Origin of the sequence: Mesorhizobium carmichaelinearum, from assembly GCF_900199455.1 — a bacterium.
In the GTDB taxonomy this organism is placed as follows: domain Bacteria; phylum Pseudomonadota; class Alphaproteobacteria; order Rhizobiales; family Rhizobiaceae; genus Mesorhizobium; species Mesorhizobium carmichaelinearum.
This window is the reverse complement of sequence record NZ_FZQR01000012.1, coordinates 217,288-236,635: the sequence shown is the minus strand read 5'-3', so window position 1 is coordinate 236,635 and position 19,348 is coordinate 217,288. Positions and strand designations below refer to the sequence as shown.

The 19,348-nt window shown below is 64.3% G+C and carries 16 protein-coding genes; 7 read left to right on the top strand and 9 right to left on the bottom strand.

Going from position 1 to position 19,348, the window contains the following annotated elements:
• Nucleotides 1-4 precede the first annotated feature (4 nt).
• From CKW40_RS26490 to CKW40_RS26475, 4 genes are all read right to left on the bottom strand, one after another.
• On the bottom strand, nucleotides 5-817 hold the full coding sequence (locus CKW40_RS26490) for an ABC transporter permease (RefSeq protein WP_095202770.1): 813 nt from the start codon (nucleotides 815-817) through the stop codon (nucleotides 5-7).
• Nucleotides 817-1,680 carry an ABC transporter permease gene (locus CKW40_RS26485; protein WP_095202769.1) on the bottom strand — a complete coding sequence of 288 codons (864 nt, stop codon included), beginning with the start codon at nucleotides 1,678-1,680 and terminating at the stop codon, nucleotides 817-819. Before CKW40_RS26485 ends, CKW40_RS26490 begins: the two co-directional genes overlap by 1 nt.
• Nucleotides 1,681-1,744: 64 nt before the next feature.
• Nucleotides 1,745-2,908: an ABC transporter substrate-binding protein gene (locus tag CKW40_RS26480; RefSeq protein WP_095202768.1), complete on the bottom strand. Its 1,164-nt coding sequence runs from the start codon at nucleotides 2,906-2,908 to the stop codon at nucleotides 1,745-1,747.
• Nucleotides 2,889-4,025: an ABC transporter ATP-binding protein gene (locus tag CKW40_RS26475; protein WP_095202767.1), complete on the bottom strand. Its 1,137-nt coding sequence runs from the start codon at nucleotides 4,023-4,025 to the stop codon at nucleotides 2,889-2,891. The genes CKW40_RS26480 and CKW40_RS26475 overlap by 20 nt, the downstream gene beginning before the upstream one ends.
• A 115-nt stretch (nucleotides 4,026-4,140) precedes the next feature.
• Here CKW40_RS26475 and CKW40_RS26470 point away from each other — a divergent pair, with 115 nt between their 5' ends.
• Complete coding sequence (locus CKW40_RS26470; RefSeq protein WP_095202766.1) at nucleotides 4,141-4,953, top strand: response regulator transcription factor; 813 nt, start codon at nucleotides 4,141-4,143, stop codon at nucleotides 4,951-4,953.
• 27 nt (nucleotides 4,954-4,980) lie between these two features.
• Here the strand turns inward: CKW40_RS26470 and CKW40_RS26465 are convergent, their stop codons facing one another.
• The 5 genes from CKW40_RS26465 to CKW40_RS26445 form a co-directional block, all read right to left on the bottom strand.
• A complete protein-coding gene (locus tag CKW40_RS26465) occupies nucleotides 4,981-7,053 on the bottom strand; it encodes a 3-hydroxyacyl-CoA dehydrogenase NAD-binding domain-containing protein (protein ID WP_095202765.1) in 2,073 nt (690 codons plus the stop codon).
• A 128-nt stretch (nucleotides 7,054-7,181) separates the two neighbouring features.
• Nucleotides 7,182-8,129 (bottom strand): ABC transporter permease, encoded by a 948-nt coding sequence (locus tag CKW40_RS26460; protein WP_095202764.1) that lies wholly within the window; start codon nucleotides 8,127-8,129, stop codon nucleotides 7,182-7,184.
• Between the two features lie 3 nt (nucleotides 8,130-8,132).
• Nucleotides 8,133-9,113, bottom strand: coding sequence for an ABC transporter permease (locus CKW40_RS26455; RefSeq protein WP_095202763.1), 981 nt, complete (start codon nucleotides 9,111-9,113; stop codon nucleotides 8,133-8,135).
• 1 nt (nucleotide 9,114) lies between these two features.
• The gene (locus CKW40_RS26450) at nucleotides 9,115-10,584 is read right to left on the bottom strand and encodes a sugar ABC transporter ATP-binding protein (protein ID WP_095202762.1); all 1,470 of its coding nucleotides are present in this window, start codon (nucleotides 10,582-10,584) and stop codon (nucleotides 9,115-9,117) included.
• A gap of 49 nt (nucleotides 10,585-10,633) precedes the next feature.
• Entirely contained in the window at nucleotides 10,634-11,647 is a 1,014-nt protein-coding gene (locus tag CKW40_RS26445; protein WP_095202761.1) for an ABC transporter substrate-binding protein, read from the bottom strand.
• Nucleotides 11,648-11,843: 196 nt separating this feature from the next.
• Between CKW40_RS26445 and CKW40_RS26440 the strand changes: the two genes are divergently transcribed.
• From CKW40_RS26440 to CKW40_RS26415, 6 genes are all read left to right on the top strand, one after another.
• Nucleotides 11,844-14,252, top strand: a complete 2,409-nt coding sequence (locus tag CKW40_RS26440) for a glucan 1,4-alpha-glucosidase (RefSeq protein WP_095202760.1) — start codon at nucleotides 11,844-11,846, stop codon at nucleotides 14,250-14,252.
• A 51-nt stretch (nucleotides 14,253-14,303) separates the two neighbouring features.
• A complete protein-coding gene (gene gnd / locus CKW40_RS26435) occupies nucleotides 14,304-15,320 on the top strand; it encodes a phosphogluconate dehydrogenase (NAD(+)-dependent, decarboxylating) (RefSeq protein WP_095202759.1) in 1,017 nt (338 codons plus the stop codon).
• Between the two features lie 22 nt (nucleotides 15,321-15,342).
• Entirely contained in the window at nucleotides 15,343-16,719 is a 1,377-nt protein-coding gene (gene zwf, locus CKW40_RS26430) for a glucose-6-phosphate dehydrogenase (protein ID WP_095202758.1), read from the top strand.
• Between the two features lie 14 nt (nucleotides 16,720-16,733).
• Complete coding sequence (locus tag CKW40_RS26425) at nucleotides 16,734-17,432, top strand: ROK family protein (RefSeq protein WP_095202757.1); 699 nt, start codon at nucleotides 16,734-16,736, stop codon at nucleotides 17,430-17,432.
• 213 nt (nucleotides 17,433-17,645) lie between these two features.
• Nucleotides 17,646-18,104: a Ros/MucR family transcriptional regulator gene (locus CKW40_RS26420; RefSeq protein WP_095202756.1), complete on the top strand. Its 459-nt coding sequence runs from the start codon at nucleotides 17,646-17,648 to the stop codon at nucleotides 18,102-18,104.
• 123 nt (nucleotides 18,105-18,227) lie between these two features.
• Nucleotides 18,228-19,328 (top strand): aminotransferase class I/II-fold pyridoxal phosphate-dependent enzyme, encoded by a 1,101-nt coding sequence (locus CKW40_RS26415; RefSeq protein WP_095202755.1) that lies wholly within the window; start codon nucleotides 18,228-18,230, stop codon nucleotides 19,326-19,328.
• The last annotated feature ends 20 nt before the right edge of the window (nucleotides 19,329-19,348 follow it).

Here is a 19,348-nt window from a genome sequence, read left to right as displayed (position 1 = left end):
GCTTTCAGTTGGACGGCTTGCGCTGGCGCAGCTGCCATTGGGCAAGCACCACGAGCAGGACCGAGGCGACGAGCACGATCGTCGCGATGGCGTTGATTTCAGGCGTCACGCCGCGCCGGATCGAGGCGAAGACATAGATCGGCAGCGTCGTCTGCGCGCCGGCGACGAAGAAGGCGACGATGAAATCGTCGAAGGAGAAGGTAAAGGCGAGCAGGAAGCCGGCAACCACCGCCGGCATGATCTGCGGCAGCACGATCGAACGGAACGTCGTCAGCGGCGTGGCGTAGAGATCGCTCGAGGCTTCGACCAGATTGCGGTCGAGGCTGCCGAGCCGCGTGCCGACGATCATCGTCACCAACGCCATCGAAAACAGGCCATGCGCGGCGATGATCGAACCATAGCCGAGCGACAGCTTGGGCGGCTGATCGCCCGGCCAGATCGAGGCGAGGAACGGATTGACGACAGCGAACAGCTGGACAAGCGCGACCAGCGTCGAGATGCCGATGACGACGCCGGGAACGACGATCGCAGCACCGAGCAGCGCGTCGAAGACAGCACGGGTCCTGACGCCGACGCGTGCCAGGCCGAGAGCCGCTGCCGTGCCGCACACCGCCGCCAGCAAGGCACTGGTGGTGGCGATGAACAGGCTGTTCTTCAGCGCCTCGACCAGGAACGGGTTGGACAGCGCCGTGCCGTACCACTGCACCGAAAAGCCGGTGAACTCGCTGGCATGGCGGCCGGCATTGAAGGAAAACAGCACGACCAGCGCGATCGGCAGATAGAGGAAGGCAAAGACTGCGGTGACGAAGGCGCGCATCAGATCAAATCCACCCGGCGGGCGCCCGAAACCCGGGTCGAAATGCGGTTGGCGGCAATCAGCACCACCACCGAAACCGCCACCAGCGTGATCGCGATGGCCGATCCGAACGGCCAGTTGCGCGACTGCAGGAACAAATCGACCAGCGCGTTGCCGATGAAGAACACCTTGCCGCCGCCAAGCAGCGTCGGGATCAGATACTCGCCAAGCAGCAGGATCATGACCAGCGAGAAGCCGGTCATCACCCCCGGCAGCGACAGTTTCAGCGTCACCCCGACAAAGGTCGATAATGGCGTCGCGCCGAGATCGGCGGAGGCCTCCAGCAGCCTGCGGTCGAGCCGCTCGAGGCTGACATAGATCGGCAGGATCATCAGCGGCAGATAGCCATAGACGATGCCGAGCAGCACGGCGCCCGGCGTGTTGATCAGCCTGACATCCTCGATGCCGACAAAGGCGAGCAGCGCCGGGATGCCGCGCCCGCCCAGAATGTACATCCAGGCATAGGTCCTCATCAAAAGGCTGGTCCAGAACGGAATGACGACGAGCGCCAGCAGGATCAGCCGCCAGCGCGCAGGCGCACGCAAGGCAAGGTAGTAGGCGACGGGATAGGCGACCAGCAGACAGGCGAGCGCGCCCACCGGCGCCAGCACCATCGTGTTCCAGAACGCGGTCGCCCGTGCCGGAAGGTTGGCATATTGCGCGAAGGTGAAGGCGGCCTGATAGCCGCCCTCCGGCGCCCGCTCGCCGACGCTGAAGATGGCTATGGCGATGAACGGCAGCACCAGGAACACCACCAGCCACGCCGTTGCCGGAGCGAGCAGCAAGGCGGTCAGGAAATTGTGACGAAATCTGTTGCCGTGCATTGAAAACCGCCCCGATGCCGGCGGACCCGTGCCCGCCGGTCCATTGTCTGCGCCAGGCCAGCCTTCAGGCCGACTTGAAGCGCGCCATCAATTCGGCGCGGCCCGGATCGGTCAGCGTTGCCGCGGCGCCGAATTCCAGCGGCGTCAGCAGATCCGCCGCCGGATAGAGGATCGGATTGTCGAGCACTTCCTTGGGCAGCAGCTTGTTGACCCGCGCGTCGGTCGAGGGCGCGCCGTTGGCGAGGTGCTCCTTCACCGCGACCTGCGGGTTCATCAGATAGTTGAGCAAGGCATAGCCCGCGGGCTTGTTGGGCGCATCCTTCGGGATGGCATAGAAATCGGTCCAGATCTCGCCGCCTTCCTTGCCCAGCACATAGGCGATCTCGGGAATGTCGCGATGCAGCTGCGCGCCGTCATTGGTCCAGCACATCGTCATCCACGCGTCGCCGGCGCGCATGCCCGGTTGATAGTCCGACGAGACCGCGAACAGATGCGGCTTGACCTTGAGCAGCAGCTCCTCCGCCTTGGCGAGCTCGTCCTGCTTGAGCGAGTTGAACGAGTAGCCATAATATTTCAGCGCATTGCCGATCGTGGTCAGCTGGTAGTCGTGCACCATGGTGCGGCCGTCGCCTTCGGCCATCGCCGTGTCCCAAAACTCCTTCCAGCTCGTCATCGGCTTGGTCAGCTTCTTGGTGTTGACGGCAAAACCCGTCGTGCCCCAGTTCTTCGGCACGGCGTAGATCACCTTGTCGATCGTGCCTTCCGAGGTGAAGCGCGGATCTTCCTGCGTGCCGTCGAAATTCGGCAGCTTCGCCATGTCGAGCGGCTCGATGATGCCGAGCTTCTTGTAGGTCGAGATCGTATAATTGGTCGGCACGAACAGGCTCCAGCCCGAGGCGCCGGCTTGCAGCTTGGCCAGCATCTCCTCGTTGGAGCCGAAGACATTGACCTCGACGGCAACGCCGGTGTCCTTCTTGAAGTTCTCGAAAGTCTGCGGGTCATGATAGTTCGGCCAGGTGGCGATCGACATGCGGTCGCCAAGGTTTTCAGCGGCAAAGGCCGGCGTCGGCATGATGCCGATCTCGCGCGCCATCACCGCCGTCGCGATACCAAGGCCGGTGAGGCCAAGGAAGTCGCGGCGGCCGATCGAGCCGCGCTTCAAGCGCATCAATTGGTCTACGAATTTTTCGGGGCTTATCGGCAGTCCGTCACGATATGATTTCGACATGTTGGTTTACCCTCTGGTTGGTCCCGTTGTTCTTGGTCTCCGGAAACGCCAGCGGCGTTCCCGAGGCATAGCCGATGGCGACGGGTTCGCCCGGCTTGAAGAGATTGCCCTGGCCGATCAGGTGATCGGCCTTGGCCAGCAGCGTTCCGATGCCCTGGACCTCGATCGCGTATTCCGCGGTCGAGCCCAGGAAGATGCGGTTGCGCACGATGCCCTTGAGCGGACCGCCTGCTGGAGCGCCGAGGCTGAGCGATTCCGGGCGCAGGCTGACCGAAACGGTCTCGCCCTGGCGCAAGGCGGTGCGCTTGCGCGCCGCAATGACGGTGCCGTCGGCAAGCGCAATGTCGACCAGATCGCCTGAGTGTCCGGTGACGGTGCCGCTCAACAGATTGGTCTTGCCGACGAAATCGGCGACGAACAGATCGGCCGGCTCGTCATAGATTTCGCTCGGCTGGCCGAGCTGGACGATGCGGCCGCCATTCATGACGCAGACGAAATCGCTCATCGATAGCGCTTCCTCCTGGTCGTGGGTGACCAGCACGAAAGTGATGCCGATCTCGCGCTGCAGGTTCTGCAGTTCGATCTGCATGTCGGTGCGCAGCTTCTTGTCGAGCGCCGCCAGCGGCTCGTCGAGCAACAGCACCGCCGGCTTGTTGACCAATGCACGCGCCAGCGCGACGCGCTGCTGCTGGCCGCCGGACAGTTCGTGGATCTTGCGGCCGCCATAGCCGGCGAGCCGCACCATTTCGAGCGCTTCGCCGGCGCGCCGGCCGATCTCCTGCGACGACAGGCGCGGTCGTGCCTGGCGCAGCCCGTAGGACACATTGGCTTCCACATCGAGATGCGGGAACAGCGCGTATTGCTGGAACACCATGTTGACCGGCCGCCGGTAGGGCGGCGTGCCGGCCATATCCTGGCCGCGGATGAACACCTGGCCTTCGCTCGGCTGTTCGAAACCGCCGATCATGCGCAGGCACGTCGTCTTGCCGCAGCCGGACGGCCCGAGCAGGGCGACGAAAGCGGAGGGTGGAATAGCGAGATCGATGCCGCTGACCGCGGTCACCGCGCCATAGCGCTTGGTGACGCCGCGAAACTCGATGTCGGGCACTGCGGTCAAAGGCTGCGGGCTCCAGCGACAGGGCAATTTCAGAACGCTACCAGAGCCAATACCAGCTAGTATATACCTCGCGGGTGGTATATCTGATCTATTTTATCGTTTAAGGGGGTAGGGATTGAGCGCATCCCGCAGCGACGAATACAGCCGGCTCGCCGCCCTGGTCGCCGCGACGCGGGAGACGAGCGGCGATCAGTTCGGCAAGGCGATGGTCGACTGGCTACGCCAGCATATCGACTTCGACCATTGCGTGATCTTCGGCTATCGTGGCGCGTCACGACCGCCGCTGCTGTTCGAGACCTTCTCGCCGGCCGAAAGCCATGTCTTCGTCGCGCTCTATCAGGAAGGACCCTATCTGCTCGACCCGTTCCACCACGCGGCGGTCGAGCGCAAGGAAGGGTTCTGGCGCATGCGCGAACTGGCGCCGGACCGCTTCTACGCCAGCGAATATTTTCGCTCCTATTACAGCCAGACCAGGCTGGCCGAAGAGGTCGGCTTCTTCGTGCCGCTGCCCGGCAAGGACGCGCTGGTGCTGTCGCTGATGCGGCTGCGCGCCTCCGGCCCGTTCGGCACCGCCGATGCCAGGCTGCTGCGCGACATGGCGCCGGCGGTGATCAGTTTCGCGCGATTGCGCTGGCCTTCTCTCCCAGCCGACGAACCGGCCGAGGCGAAACAGGACGAGACAATCGCTGCGGTCAACGAATTCGACCGCGCCCATATCTGGAAGAGCCTGTCGCTGACACCGCGCGAAAAGCATGTCGTCGACCTGGTGCTGCAAGGGCACTCGACGGAATCGATCGCGAGAGCCATGCGCATCGTGCCGGGAACGGTAAAAGTTCACCGCCGCAACATCTATCGCAAGCTCAAGATCAAGTCGCAGGCAGGTCTGTTCGCCCGCTTCGTCGAGATCATCGACGCGCGGATTCGATAATCGCCACTGCGTTCGGCGGTCGTCTGATCAGGTTGTTGCCTCTGCTTCCCAGGAGTCGGTCTCGGCCATCCGCTTCAGCAGCGGTGCCGGCCTGAACACATCCTTGCCGGTCCGCTGATGCCAGTGTTCAAGCCGTTCGACGATCTTTGCCGCCCCTTCCAGGCCAGCCCAGAACATCGGCCCGCCCTTGCCGATCGGAAAACCGTAGCCATTGACCCAGACGACATCGATGTCCGAGGCGCGGGCCGCGATCTTCTCTTCGAGGATCTTCGCGCCCTCATTGACCAGGGGATAGAGCGTGCGCTCTATGATTTCTTCCGCACTGATGGCACGCGGCGCGATGCCACGCTCAGCGGCCTTGTCACGGATCAGCGCCTCGACCTCGGGATCGGGAACGCCTGCCCGCGCGCCGGCCTCGTAGAGGTAGAACCCCCGGCCGGTCTTCTGGCCGAAACGCCCCTGCTCACACAGCGTGTCGGCGATGACGGCCGTCAGGCCGCGTGCCTTGCGGTTGCGCCAGCCAATGTCGAGGCCGGCGAGATCGCCCATCTGGAACGGCCCCATCGGCCAGCCGAAATCGGTGAAGGCCTTGTCGATCTGGCTGGGTGTCGCGCCCTCCAGCAGCAGCGCTTCCGATTCCGAACCGCGCGCGGCCAGCATGCGGTTGCCGACGAAGCCATGGCAGACGCCGACGACGACAGCCACCTTGCCGATCCGCCGTGCCAGATCGATGACGGTCGCCAGCGCATCCGGCGCGGTCTTGTCGGCGCGCACGATCTCCAGCAGCTTCATGACATTGGCCGGCGAGAAGAAATGCAGGCCGAGCACATCCTGCGGTCGCGAGATGGAGCCGGCGATTTCGTTGATGTCGAGATAGGAGGTGTTGGTGGCGAGGATGGCGCCCGGCTTGGTCACGGCGTCGAGCCTGCCGAACACCTCCTTCTTCACCGCCATGTCCTCGAACACCGCCTCGATGATCAAGTCGCATTCGGCGAGATCGGCATAGTCGGTCGAGCCCTTGAACTGGGCGAGCCGCTGATGCTTGGCGTCTTCGGTCAAGGAACCGCGCGAAACGGAAACGGCATAGTTCTTCTCGATCGTGCCCAGCCCGCGCTGCAGCGCTTCCGCGCTGGTTTCCAGCAAAGTGACCGAGAAACCGCCATTGGCGAAGGCCATGGCGATGCCGCCGCCCATCGTGCCGGCGCCGATGACACCGACGCGCGCGATCCTGCGCTTGGGCGTGTCCTTGCCGGGAAGCTTTGCCGCCTCACGTTCGGCGAAGAACAGATGGCGCTGCGCCCGCGACTGGTCGCTGGCGACCAGTTTTGCGAACAGCACGCGCTCCTCTGCCAGCGCTTCGTCGAAGGGCAGCGTGACGGCATTGCGCACCGCTTGCGCGCAGGCGACCGGCGCTTCGAGCCCGCGCGCTTTCCTTGCGAGATCCGCCGCCTCGGCATCGAAAGCCGTGAGATCCGTTTCGCCAAGCAAGTCATCGCGATCACGCACCGGCGTGAACGGACCACCCTTGCGGGCGATTTCGCGGGCAAAGTTCACGGCGTGCGTGGTCAGATCGCCTTCGAAAACGGCATCGACCAGACCGCCGGCATGCGCTTCGGTCGCGCCGATCGGCGTACCCGAGACAATCATCTTCAGGGCCTTCACCGCGCCGACAAGACGCGGCAACCGCACCGTGCCGCCACCGCCTGGCAAGATGCCGAGCTTGACTTCGGGCAGGCCGAGCTTGGCGCCGGCATCGGCGACACGGAAATGGCAGCCGAACGCCAGTTCCAGCCCACCGCCGAGCGCCGTGCCGTGGATGGCGGCAACCGTCGGCTTGGCGATGGTTTCCAACATCGCCACGATGGCACGCAGATCGGGCTGTTGCACCGGCTTGCCGAATTCGGTGATGTCGGCGCCGGCGACGAAGGTCCGTCCAGCGCAGGCAATCACAATGGCCGCCACCGACGCGTCATCGCGCAAGGCAACGAGCGCCTGCATCAGCGGCTCGCGGACATGAAAGCTCAGCGCGTTGACCGGCGGATTGTCGATGGTGACGATGGCGACGCCATTGTCGTTCACGACGCTGACAGAACTGGACAAGCAGAGCCCTCCCGGGACCGACTGAGATCGCGGAAGGGTTTACTAGGCCCCGCCGTGAATGGGAACCCGCTGTTGGGCTGGCCCAACGATTGTCCGGGGGCTCCGTGAACGCGTCGTGATCCTTCACACTACCGCACCGCCTTCTCGCCACCCGCCGCCGTAATCACCCCGACAATGATCAGCCCGGTCAGCAGCAGCCGCACGCCGGCGCTGACGCCGAATGTGTTGAGCATGGTCAAGAGCAGCACCAGAAACAGCGCCGCGCCCCACACTCCCGGCACATTGGCCTTGCCGCCGGCCACCGACGTGCCCCCGATGACAACGACGGCGATCGAGGCCAGCAGATATTCATTGCCGATATCGACATTGGCGCCGCGGAAATAGCCGGCGAGCAGCGCGCCATCGATGCCGCCGAGCGCCCCCGACAGCGTGTAGGTGAGGAAGCGGATGCGGCCGACATTGACGCCGGCGAGCCAGGCGGCGCGGATGTTCTGGCCGATCGCCAGCACCGAGCGGCCATAGATCATGCGCTGCAGGGCGATGGCCGCCCCGATCGTGAACAGAACGGTGAGGATCGCCAGCACCGGAATGCCGAGAATCTGCCAATTGGTGAAATCGGCGAAGCCCGGCGGCGGCTTGATCTGCAGCCCACGCCCATAGCTGATGTCGATCGACTGGATGATGAAGCTCGCCGACAGCGTGGCGATGATCGGCGGAATGCGCAGCGCCCAGATCAGCAGGTAATTGACCGCGCCGATCGCCGCACCGCAGGCGAGCGCAGCCAGCAGCCCGACGACGATCATGGAATCACTGCCGGCCATCACCTTCATGGCGACAGCGCTGGCGAGCCCGATATTGGCCGGCAGCGACAGGTCGACATTGCCCGGCCCAAGCGTGATGACGAACATCTGGCCGACGCCGACGATGACCGTGAACACGGCCAACGAAAGGGCTGCCGTGACCATGCCGCCGGCGCCATAGCCGCCGGTGAAGGCGATCGTCGCCAGCCACACGACAAGCGCGCCGAGGAACGACCAGACCCAGGGTTTGCCGGCCAGCGATTTCACCAAGATCATCGCTCACCTCTCCCTGCGGCTGATCAGCACCCGCGCCGCCAGCACGATGATCAGGATGGCGCCGTTGGCGGCCACCTGCCAGTCCGGCGGAATGTGCATGAAGGTGAGCAGCGGCGAGGCCGCCAGCGCCAGTGTCAGCGCGCCGATCACGGCGCCGATCGGCGACACCCGGCCGCCGACGAATTCACCGCCGCCGAGGATGACGCCGGCGATCGCCAGCAGCGTGTAGCCATTGCCGATGTTGGCATCGGCCGAGGTGGTGATGCCGATCAGCGCCATGCCGGACAGCACGCCGAACAGGCCGGCCAGCGCAAACAGCACGATCTTGGTTTTGAGCAGCGACCAGCCGGCGCGCTTGAGCGCGGCCGGATTGCCACCGGAGCCGCGCAGGATCACGCCATAGGAGGTGCGCATCAGGCCGAAATGGACGACGAGGCCGATCAGCAGCGCCGCGATGATCGGGAAGGGAATGAAGGGCGGCTTGAACGACATGATCGCCAGCAGCCAGTCCGGCGCCTTGCCGCCGGGCTTGGGCAGGACGAGGATGGCCAGCCCCTGCCAGACGAAACTCATGCCGAGCGTCACCACGATCGACGGCAGATTGCGCAGATGGATCAGCGCACCGAGCAGCGCATAGATGCCGATCGATCCGAGCAGGATGGCGACGCCGATGAGCGGCGCGTCCTTCAGCCAGGTCGCGGTGACGCAGCCGACGAAACCGACGAAGGTGCCGATCGACAGGTCGAGCTCGTTGCCTGCAATGACGAACATCTGCGCGATCGTCGCCAGCGCGATCGGGATCGCCAGGTTCAGCATCAGGCTGAAGCCGAAATAGCTGATGGCACGCGGGTTGAGCCAGGCAATGGCGAGCAGCACCAATGCCAGCGACAGCGCCGGCAAGAGCCCGCGCAGCAGCCGGGCACGGGCCAGCGCGCCGCGCTCGGCGGAACTCCTGGCAGTGGTGTCGAGACTGGCGGCGGTCATCTCAGGCCGCGTCGCCGAACGAGGACTGGATGATCTTCTCTTCGGTCAATTCGTCGCGACCCAGATTGGCGACGATGCGGCCGTTCTTGAAGACATAGACATGGTCGCAATTGTCGAGTTCCTCGGTTTCCGTGGTGTACCAGAGGAAGGTGCGGCCGCGGCCAGCCTCTTCGCGCACGAGGTCGTAGACTTCTAGTTTGGTGCCGATATCGACGCCGCGCATCGGATCGTCCATCAGCACGATTTCCGCATCCGAGCCGAGCGCGCGGGCAAACAGCGCCTTCTGCTGGTTGCCGCCCGACAGCGAAAAAATGTTGTTGTTCATGTCGGGCGTGCGGATGCCGATCTTCTTCTGCCAGGCCTCGGCGAGTTCGGCCTCGCGCCGCGGCGAGATCAACAGGCCATTGCGCAAACGCGCCAGCGAACGGATGCCGATATTCTGCGCGATCGACCATTGCGGGAAAATGCCATCCGACTGGCGGTCGCCGGCCACCAGCGCCACTGGCGCGGTCACTTCGATGCCGGTCCTGGCGCGGGAAGCAGCAGCGAAAATCGCCAGCAGCAGGTCGGTCTGGCCGTGTCCCGCCAACCCCGCAAGGCCGATGATCTCGCCGGCGCGGGCGACAAGGTCGGCGCCGTCCTTCTGCGCGGCGGGACGCGCCCGCACCCGCAGCGGACTGGCCGCCGGCTTGGCGGCGGCAATCGCCGCCGCGATCTTCTGCCGTGCCTCCGCCCCGCCCATCGCCGTCACCAGCCGGTCGCGGTCGAAGGCATTTGCCGCATCAGCGACAACCACCTTGCCGTCGCGCATCACCACGATGCGGTCGGCATTTTTCAGCACCTCGCCCAGCACATGCGAGATCAGGATGCAGCTTTTGCCGCCGGCGACGAAGCGGCGCACAAAGGCCAGCAACTGGCCTGATGTATGCGCGTCGAGCGACGATGTCGGCTCGTCGAGGATGACGAGGTCGAGCCGGTCCTGGGTGACCGTGAAGGCACGCGCCACCTCGACCATCTGGCGCCGGCCGATCGACAGGTCGCCGACAATGTCCCAGGCCGAGATGCCATGATCCGGAAAGATTTCGTCAAGCTTGGCGGTGATGAGTGCTGCCGCCTTGCGCCGCCAGCCGAGGCCCGAGAGCGAGGCGTGGTTGATGCGCGTGTTTTCGGCGACGCTGAGATTGGGGCACAGCGACAGTTCCTGGAACACGCAGCGTATGCCGAGCTTTTGCGCCCGCGACACCGAGTAGTTGTCCTCGCTGCCGCCATGCACGCCGATCTTGCCGCTGTCGGGCACGAGCGTGCCCGCCACCATGTGCATCAGCGTCGATTTGCCGGCGCCATTGTGGCCGACCAGGCCGACGCATTCGCCGGGCCGGACATGGAAGTCCACGCCGCCCAGCGCGCGAACGGCGCCGAAATGTTTTTCGGCGCCGTTCAGTCTTATGATGTCAGCGTTCGCCTCAGGCATACTCAACGATATCCGCGCGATGGTACGAAGGGCAACGCTGGCACGACAGTCACTTGATGTTGGCCTTGATCGCCGCGAGGGCGTCTTCCTGTGTGTATTCGTGGGTGGCGACGCCGCCTTCCTTGATCTTAGGCAGGGCTGCCTCGAAGTCGTCCTGGGTGAAGGCCAGATACGGCACCAGCAGGTCGTGCGGAATGTCCTTGCGGCCATCGAGCACCTGCTGCGCCACCCAGAAGGCGAGTGACGACACGCCGGGCGCGATCGAAGCCGACCAGGTCTTGTAGCCGTCCTTGTCCTTCTGTTCCTTCCACCACTTCAGTTCGTCCTGGCGGTTACCCATGATGATGGTCGGACGCGGCTTGCCGGCGGCGGCGAAAGCCTGTGCGGCGCCATAGCCGTCACCGCCCTGGTCGACGATGCCGACGACATCGGGCAGCGAGGGCAGGATTGTCGCGACCGCCTTCTGCGCCGTCGTCTGGTCCCAGTCGCCGGTCACCGAGCCGACGATCTTGAATTCGGGATGGGCGGCGACGCCTTCGAGGATGCCGGCATGGATGGCATCGTCGATCGAGGTGCCGGCCAGGCCGCGGATTTCAAGAAGGTTCCCGCCCTTGGGCTGGAACTTGGCCATCTGCTCGACTTCCTGCTTGCCCATATCCTTGAAGTCGACGACGACGCGGTAGGCGCAGGGCTCGGTGACGGTGCCGTCGAAGGAGACGACGGTGATGCCGGCATCGCAGGCCTGCTTGATGGCGCCATTGAGCGCATCCGGCGAGGCCGCGTTGATGACGATGGCGTCATAGCCCTGCAGGATCAGGTTCTGCACCTGCGCCGCCTGCGTCGGCACTTCCTTGTCGGCGGTGGTGAAGATGTCGGCCGCGCCGACGATCTTGTCGTCCACCGCCTTCTTGGTGACGATGCCGTAGCTGTCGAGCATCGCCTGCCGCCACGAATTGCCGGCGTAATTGTTGGAGAATGCGATCTTCTTGCCGCTGGTGTCGGCAAGGGCCGTGCCCGAGGCCAACATGGCCGCCAGCGCACCCAGAACGAGCAGTTTCTTCATATGATTTCCTCCCAAAGTTGCTAGTTTTGCCTGATGATGGTTACGCGCAGTCCCTGTTTTTTATCTATTGTCAGACAAATTCAGACGAACCGCAAGCCGCCAACTGCAAAGGCTGGCATGCCTTCGATCAACTTGCGGTGCAATGATTGAAAAAGCCGCCGGCACATGGTCTAGGAGCACGACAGGAGGCCAATTGATGGCAGGAACGCCGACCGTTGCAAAAGGCGCGCCCGGAATACCGGCCCGCTGGACATCAAGCGCCAAGAGTGGCGTCGGCACCGCGTTTTCAGCCAAGAGCCCGCTCTGGTTCACGATCAGTCACGGCATCTTGAACGAGATCTACTATCCGCGTCTCGACAGCGCCTGCACGCGCGACATGGAGCTGATCGTCACCGGCCCTGGCGGCTATTTCTCGGAAGAGAAGCGCGACGCCGCGCACGCAGTCGCGCCCTTCGAGGACGGCGTGCCGGGATACAGGCTGACCAACACCGCGACAGACGGCGCCTACCATATCGAAAAGCGCATCATTACGGATCCGAAACGGCCCGTCCTGCTGCAGGAGATTGCATTCGTTCCGCTGAAGGCTTCGGCGGCCGACTACCAGGTCTACGCGCTGCTTGCGCCGCACCTCGTCAACGCCGGCATGGGCAACACTGCCTGGGCCAGCGAACATAAGGGCCAGCGCATGCTCTTCGCCACAGGGCGCGGTGTCTCGCTGGCGCTGGTCTCCTCGCTGCCCTGGCATAGCTGTTCGGCCGGCTATGTCGGTTTCTCCGACGGCTGGCAGCAATTGCAGAACGGCGGTGCGCTCGATCCCTCCTGCCAACGGGCGGAAGACGGCAATGTCGCGCTGACCGGCGAGATCGGCTTCTCGGCCGACAAAACCACGGCCTTGCTGGCGCTCGGCTTCGGCGCGTCGCCGGAAGCAGCCGCCGACCTGGCGCTGGCCAGTCTCAAGCAGGGTTTCGAAGCCGCCGCCGCGACCTATGTCGAGAACTGGCGGACATTCCAGGCCGGACTTGAGAAGCTCGACCGCCACACCGCCTCCGGGCTGAACACCTATCGTGTGAGCACCGCGGTTCTGGCCTCCCATCTGTCGGTCGCGAGGCCGGGTGCTGCCGTTGCCAGCCTGTCGATCCCCTGGGGCTTCAACAAGGGCGACGATGATCTCGGCGGCTACCATCTGGTCTGGCCGCGCGACCTGGTCGAGACCGCCGGCGGTTTCCTTGCCGCCGGCGACGGCAAGCAGGCGCTGCAGATCCTGACCTATCTGCGCTCGATCCAGCAGCCGGACGGTCACTGGCCGCAGAATGTCTGGTCAAACGGCACCGCCTACTGGCCCGGCATCCAGATGGATGAATGCGCCTTTCCGCTGCTGCTGGCCGACGCCTTGCGCCGCGCCGGCCACCTGCCGCGCGCCAGGCTCGCCGACTTCCTGGCCATGATCGAAACCGCCGCCTCCTATGTCGTGCGCAACGGCCCCGTCACCGGCGAGGACCGCTGGGAGGAAGACGCCGGCTACAGCCCGTTCACGCTGGCCGTCGAGATCGCGGCGCTGCTTGCCGCCGCCGACATGCTGGACGTCGTCGGAAAGAGTGAGCCGGCAAACTACCTGCGCGAAACCGCTGATTGCTGGAACGATCAGATCGAACGCTGGACCTATGTGACGGGCACTCAGCTCTGCATCGAGGCAGGCGTCGGAGGCTACTATGTCCGCATCGCGCCGCCGGACGATGCTGGCGCCGCCGCGCCGAAGGACGGCTTCGTGCCGATCAAGAACCGGCCGCCAGGCGACACCGACAAGCCGGCGGAAGCCATCATCAGCCCTGACGCGCTCGCCCTGGTTCGCTTTGGCCTCAGGGCGGCCGACGATCCGCGCATCGTCGATACCGTCAAGGCCGTCGATGCCCGTTTGCGTTGCGATCTGCCGCAAGGCCCGGTCTGGTACCGCTACACCGGCGACGGCTATGGTGAGCACGAGGATGGCACGCCTTTTGACGGCACCGGCCAGGGACGCGCCTGGCCCCTGCTCACCGGTGAGCGGGCGCATTATGAGCTGGCCGCCGGCCGCAAGGACAAAGCCGAGGAGCTTCTCGAGACCTTCGAGCGCTCGGCGGGTATAGGCGGGCTGCTGCCGGAACAGGTTTGGGACAGCCCGGATGTGCCGGACCGCGAACTGTGGCTGGGCAAACCCTCCGGCAGCGCCATGCCGCTGGTCTGGGCGCATGCCGAGCACATCAAGCTGTTGCGATCGCTGCGCGACGGCGCGGTTTTCGACATGCCGCCGCAAGGCGTCGAGCGCTACATCCAGGGCAAGACGAGCTCGCCGCTCAGGATTTGGCGCTTCAACAACAAGATGCGCTCCATCCCGGCCGGCAAGGCCTTGCGTGTCGAGCTTTCGGCGCCGGGCGTCGTCCATTGGAGCAGCGACAATTGGCTGACGATCCAGGATCACAAAACCAGGGAAAACGCTTTCGGCGTCCATCTGGTCGACCTGCCGGTCGCCGGGTTGGAGACGGGAAGCACCATCGTCTTCACTTTTTTCTGGCCCGATGCGATGCGTTGGGAGAATGTCGACTTCAGCGTCGGCATTGACGCATCATGATTAGGCGGGACCGTTAGATTTCTTCTTTCCTCAAGCAATCGGGACGAAACCATGCAGATCGGAATGATGGGACTGGGCCGGATGGGCGCAAACATGGTCCGCCGCCTGATGCGCGACGGCCATGAATGCGTCGTCTACGACATCAACCCCGCAAGCGTCGCGGCCCTGGTGACCGACGGCGCCCTGGGGGCGGCATCCCTGACGGAATTCGTCGGCAAGCTCGCCAAGCCGCGCTGCGTCTGGCTGATGCTGCCGGCGGCGATCACCGGCAAGATCATGGATCAGGTCGCGGACTTGATGGAGCCCGGCGATATCGTCATCGACGGCGGCAATTCCTACTATCACGACGCCGTCGACCAGGCGGCGAAACTGGCCACCAAGGGTATCCATCTGGTCGATGTCGGCACCAGCGGCGGTGTCTGGGGCCTGGAGCGCGGCTACTGCCTGATGATCGGCGGTCCCGACGTGGCGGTGCAGCACCTCGATTCGGTCTTCGCCACGCTGGCGCCGGGCGCCGATACCGGCGCGCCCACTCCGGACAAGGCTGCCGGCACCGCGCCCTTCGGCTACCTGCATTGCGGACCGAGCGGCGCCGGCCACTTCGTCAAGATGGTGCACAACGGTATCGAATATGGCGTCATGGCCGCCTATGCCGAAGGCATGAACATCCTGAAGTCGGCCAATGCCGGCAAGCGGCAACGCACGGCGGATGCCGAAACCAGCCCGCTGGAAAACCCGCAATACTACCAGTTCGACATCGACCTTCCCCAGGTGGCCGAGGTCTGGCGCCATGGCAGTGTCATCGGCTCGTGGCTGCTCGATCTCACCGCCGGCGCGCTGAAGAGCGATCCGGGCCTGGCGCAGTTCGGCGGCCGGGTTTCGGATTCGGGCGAAGGCCGCTGGACGTTGAAGGCGGCGATCGACACCGGCGTGCCGGCGCCGGTTCTATCCTCGGCACTGTTCGACCGCTTCTCCTCACAAGGCGAATCCGAATTCGCCGACAAGCTGCTGTCCGCCATGCGCTATGCCTTTGGCGGCCATGTCGAGAAGCCGAAGGCCGGCAAGTGACGCCACAGCGGGAGACGCACGCATGAGCCAGGAACGGTCCGACACGCTGGTGCTCTTCGGAGCCACCGGCGACCTCGCCCATAAGAAGATATTTCCAGCGCTGTACCAGATGGTCGCCAAGGGCACGCTCACCGAACCGGTGATCGGCGTCGCCTTCGACGCCTGGGATATCAAGCAGTTGCAGGACCGCGCCCGCGACGGCATCGTCAATGGACTGGGCAAGATCGACGAAAAGGTGTTCGCCAAATTCGCCTCGCTGCTGCGCTATGTCAGCGGCGACTATCGCGATCCGGCCACCTTCGAGAAGCTGAAGACCGCGCTCGGCAGCGCCCAGCGGCCGCTGCACTACATGGCGGTGCCGCCGACCATGTTCGAGACGGTCGTGCAAGGGTTGGAGCAATCCGGCACCGCGCATGGCGCGCGGCTGATGGTGGAAAAGCCCTTCGGCCACGATCTGCAGTCGGCGCGCTGGCTGAACCGGGTGCTGCATCTGGTGTTCGACGAACAGTCGATCTTCCGCATCGACCACTATCTCGGCAAGGAAGCGATCCAGAACCTGCTCTATTTCCGCTTCGCCAATTCCCTGCTCGAACCGATCTGGAACCGCAACTACGTCGAGAGCGTGCAGATCACCATGGCCGAGGATTTCGGCGTCGAAGGGCGCGGTAAATTCTATGACGATGTCGGCTGCATCCGGGACGTCATCGAGAACCACCTGCTCAACATCCTCCTGCTGCTGGCCATGGAGCCGCCGGTCGGCCGCTCGGCCGACGATTTGATCGACGAGAAGGTCCAGGTGCTGAGGGCAATTCGGACGCTGACGAAAGACGATGTCGTGCGCGGCCAGTTCACCGGCTATCTCGCCGAGCCCGGCGTTAAGCCGAACTCGCCGGTCGAGACCTTCGCCGCGGTGCGCTTCTTCGTCGACACATGGCGCTGGCAGGACGTGCCGTTCTTCATCCGCGCCGGCAAGAACATGCCGGTACATGTCACCGAGGTGGTGGTGCGGCTAAAGCGTCCGCCGCTCGACGTCTTCGACCCGATCAAGCCCGCCGACCAGAATTACGTGCGTTTCCGTATCGACCCGCAGGTGGTGATCGCCATCGGCGCGCAGCGCAAGGCGCCCGGCGACGACATGGTCGGCGAGCAGGTGGAACTGACGGCGCTCGACGACTCGAAGAGCGACATGCCGCCTTACGAGCGCCTGATCGGCGACGCCATGAACGGCAATGGCCAGCTCTTCACCCGCCAGGACGCGGCGGAGCTCGCCTGGCGCATTGTCGGGCCGGTGCTCGGCGACACCACGACGCCGCATCTCTACGAGCCGAAAACATGGGGGCCGGCCGACGCCATGGCCGGCTTCGGGCCGCCCAACGGTTGGATCGACCCGGTGGCATGAGGGAAGGGGACACGATGGCCAAGGCGGTGAAGCAGACAGCACCCGAGCAGATCGTACTGGCGATCGACATTGGCGGCTCGCACGTCAAGATACTGACCAGCGCCGGCGGTGAGGAGCGCCGGGCCGATTCCGGCCCGGACCTGACGCCGCAGCAGATGATCGACAAGGTCAAGACGCTCGCCGACGGCCTGTCCTATGACGTCATCTCGATGGGCTATCCCGGCCCGGTGCGTCACAACAAGCCGGTGCTCGACCCGATGAATCTCGGCAAGGGTTGGGCCGGCTTCGACTTCGCCGCGCAATTCGGCAAGCCGGTCAAGGTGGTCAATGACGCGCTGATGCAGGCCATCGGCAGCTATGAGGGCGGGCGCATGCTGTTCCTGGGTCTCGGAACCGGCCTCGGCGCGGCGATGGTCTTCGACAATGTCGGCCAGCCAATGGAACTCGCCCATCTTCCCTACAGGAAAGGCCACAGTTTCGAGGACTATGTCGGCGAGCGCGGCCTGGAAAAGCGCGGCAAGAAGAAGTGGCGCAAATATGTCTTCGACGTCGTCAACCGGCTGCGCGCCGCCCTGCAGCCAGACTATGTCGTCATTGGCGGCGGCAATGTCGACAAGCTCGACGAGTTACCGGCCGACTCCAGGCGCGGTGACAACACACGCGCCTTCGAAGGCGGATTTCGTCTGTGGCGAGACAAGGCCCTGATCGTCTGATATTATTACAGTTTAGTATAGTCGTTCAAAATAACGTGTGACGCCGCGTTTAATCATTGCCTTGCGCAGATTTGCCGACTAGGAATTTTGCGCACTGTCCGGTGTGCTCCTCGGAACACGCTAAAGACGCTTCAGCATTTTTTGTTTTTTGTGCCTCGTCCTTTCGAAAACGCTCCCGATTTTCGAGGCCGTGCACCATAGACGGAGGAAACATTGACCGACGATAGCAACGACGCTCGCATCGACCTTCTCGAACTGACCGCCCATATCGTGTCCGCTTACGTTGAGAAGAACCGCCTGCCCGCCTCCGGCCTGGCCGACCTCATCGCCAGCGTCGCCACTTCGATCGGCGGGCTCGGCAAGCCAGCCGTGCCGGTGGCAGCACCACTGGTTCCCGCGGTCAACCCGAAGAAGTCGGTGACGCCGGATTTCATCATCTGCCTCGAAGACGGCAAGAAGTTCAAATCGCTGAAGCGCCATCTCGGCGTGCATTTCGGCCTGACGCCGGACGCCTACCGCGCCAAATGGGGCCTGCCGGCGGACTATCCGATGGTTGCCCCCAACTACGCGGCTTCGCGCTCGCAACTGGCGAAGTCGATCGGCCTCGGCCGCAAGGCCGTCGAGGTGGTGCCCGTCAAGGCCAAGGGCCGCAAGGCCAAGGTTGCGGCCTGAGCAAATCAGGCCTGAGCCAATATTTAGAACGACTGGAGCAGAAGCCTGCCGGCGAAACCGCCTTGGCAGGCTTCGTGTTTTTGTGGCTCTGATAGACCAGACAAAGGGGATCTGGGGGAAGCCATGAACTACACCAGGATGGTGATCGAGAAAGAGGCGCCGGAGGAATACGGCTACGACCGTATCCGCTACAATCTCTCCGAAAGCTCGATCGCCGACCAGAAACTCTCCGACATCGGCCTGTCGCTGCCCGATCTCACGCTGTTCTATGGCGAGCATCGCGGCGACAAGGACTTGCGCGCGCTGATCGCGGCGCAGGATGCCGGCATCTCGCCTGACGATGTGCTGGTCACCGCCGGTGCCGCCGGCGCGCTGTTCATCATCTCCACCTCCCTTCTGACGGCCAGCGATCACCTCGTCGTCATCAGGCCCAACTACGCCACCAACATCGAAACCCCACGCGCGATCGGCTGCGCCATCAGCTTCGTCGACCTCGCCTTCGAGGACGGCTTTGCCATCGATGTCGAACGCATAAAAGCGGCGATCCGGCCGAACACGAAACTGATCAGCGTCACCTGCCCGCACAATCCGACCGGAACGATGATGGGCCGAGCCGATCTCGACGCGCTGGTGGCGCTTGCCGAGACCAGCAACTGCCATCTGCTGGTCGACGAGACCTATCGCGACCTTTCCTATGGTAGGCGCCTGCCGTCGGCGGCTTCGCTCAGCAAGAAGGCGATCAGCGTCTCGTCGCTGTCGAAAGCCTTCGGCATTCCCGGCATCCGCATCGGCTGGCTGATCACCAGGGATGCAGCGCTTCAGGAGACATTCCTCGCCGCCAAGGAGCAGATCGGCATCTGCGGCAGCGTCATCGACGAAGGCATTGCGCGCGGCATGCTGGAACGCCGGGACGCCTTCCTGGCGACGTTGTTGCCCGAGATGGCCAGGCGCCGCGACATCGTCCAGGCCTGGATCGACCGTGAGCCGCTGGTCGACTGGATCAGGCCCGAAGGCGGTGTCGTCGGTTTCCCGCGCCTCAACGTCGAACCCGGCTTCGACCTCGACCGGTTCTATGTGAACCTGCTGGAAAACCACGGCACCTATGTCGGGCCTGGCCACTGGTTCGAAATGGAAAGGCGCTTCTTCCGCGTCGGCTTTGGCTGGCCGACGGAAGCCGAGTTGCGAGGCGGTCTTGAGGCAATCTCGGCTGCTTTGCGCGACTGAGCGCAGTCGCTGTGTCTGGA

Bases quoted from the DNA above. Each gene is read 5' to 3' on its own strand.
- CKW40_RS26425 (WP_095202757.1), top strand. From the start codon at position 16,734: ATGGCCAAGGCGGTGAAGCAGACAGCACCCGAGCAGATCGTACTGGCG.
- gnd (WP_095202759.1), top strand. From the start codon at position 14,304: ATGCAGATCGGAATGATGGGACTGGGCCGGATGGGCGCAAACATGGTC.
- CKW40_RS26445 (WP_095202761.1), bottom strand. From the start codon at position 11,647: ATGAAGAAACTGCTCGTTCTGGGTGCGCTGGCGGCCATGTTGGCCTCG.
- CKW40_RS26440 (WP_095202760.1), top strand. From the start codon at position 11,844: ATGGCAGGAACGCCGACCGTTGCAAAAGGCGCGCCCGGAATACCGGCC.
- CKW40_RS26415 (WP_095202755.1), top strand. From the start codon at position 18,228: ATGAACTACACCAGGATGGTGATCGAGAAAGAGGCGCCGGAGGAATAC.
- CKW40_RS26485 (WP_095202769.1), bottom strand. From the start codon at position 1,680: ATGCACGGCAACAGATTTCGTCACAATTTCCTGACCGCCTTGCTGCTC.
- zwf (WP_095202758.1), top strand. From the start codon at position 15,343: ATGAGCCAGGAACGGTCCGACACGCTGGTGCTCTTCGGAGCCACCGGC.
- CKW40_RS26450 (WP_095202762.1), bottom strand. From the start codon at position 10,584: ATGCCTGAGGCGAACGCTGACATCATAAGACTGAACGGCGCCGAAAAA.
- CKW40_RS26455 (WP_095202763.1), bottom strand. From the start codon at position 9,113: ATGACCGCCGCCAGTCTCGACACCACTGCCAGGAGTTCCGCCGAGCGC.
- CKW40_RS26480 (WP_095202768.1), bottom strand. From the start codon at position 2,908: ATGTCGAAATCATATCGTGACGGACTGCCGATAAGCCCCGAAAAATTC.
- CKW40_RS26490 (WP_095202770.1), bottom strand. From the start codon at position 817: ATGCGCGCCTTCGTCACCGCAGTCTTTGCCTTCCTCTATCTGCCGATC.
- CKW40_RS26460 (WP_095202764.1), bottom strand. From the start codon at position 8,129: ATGATCTTGGTGAAATCGCTGGCCGGCAAACCCTGGGTCTGGTCGTTC.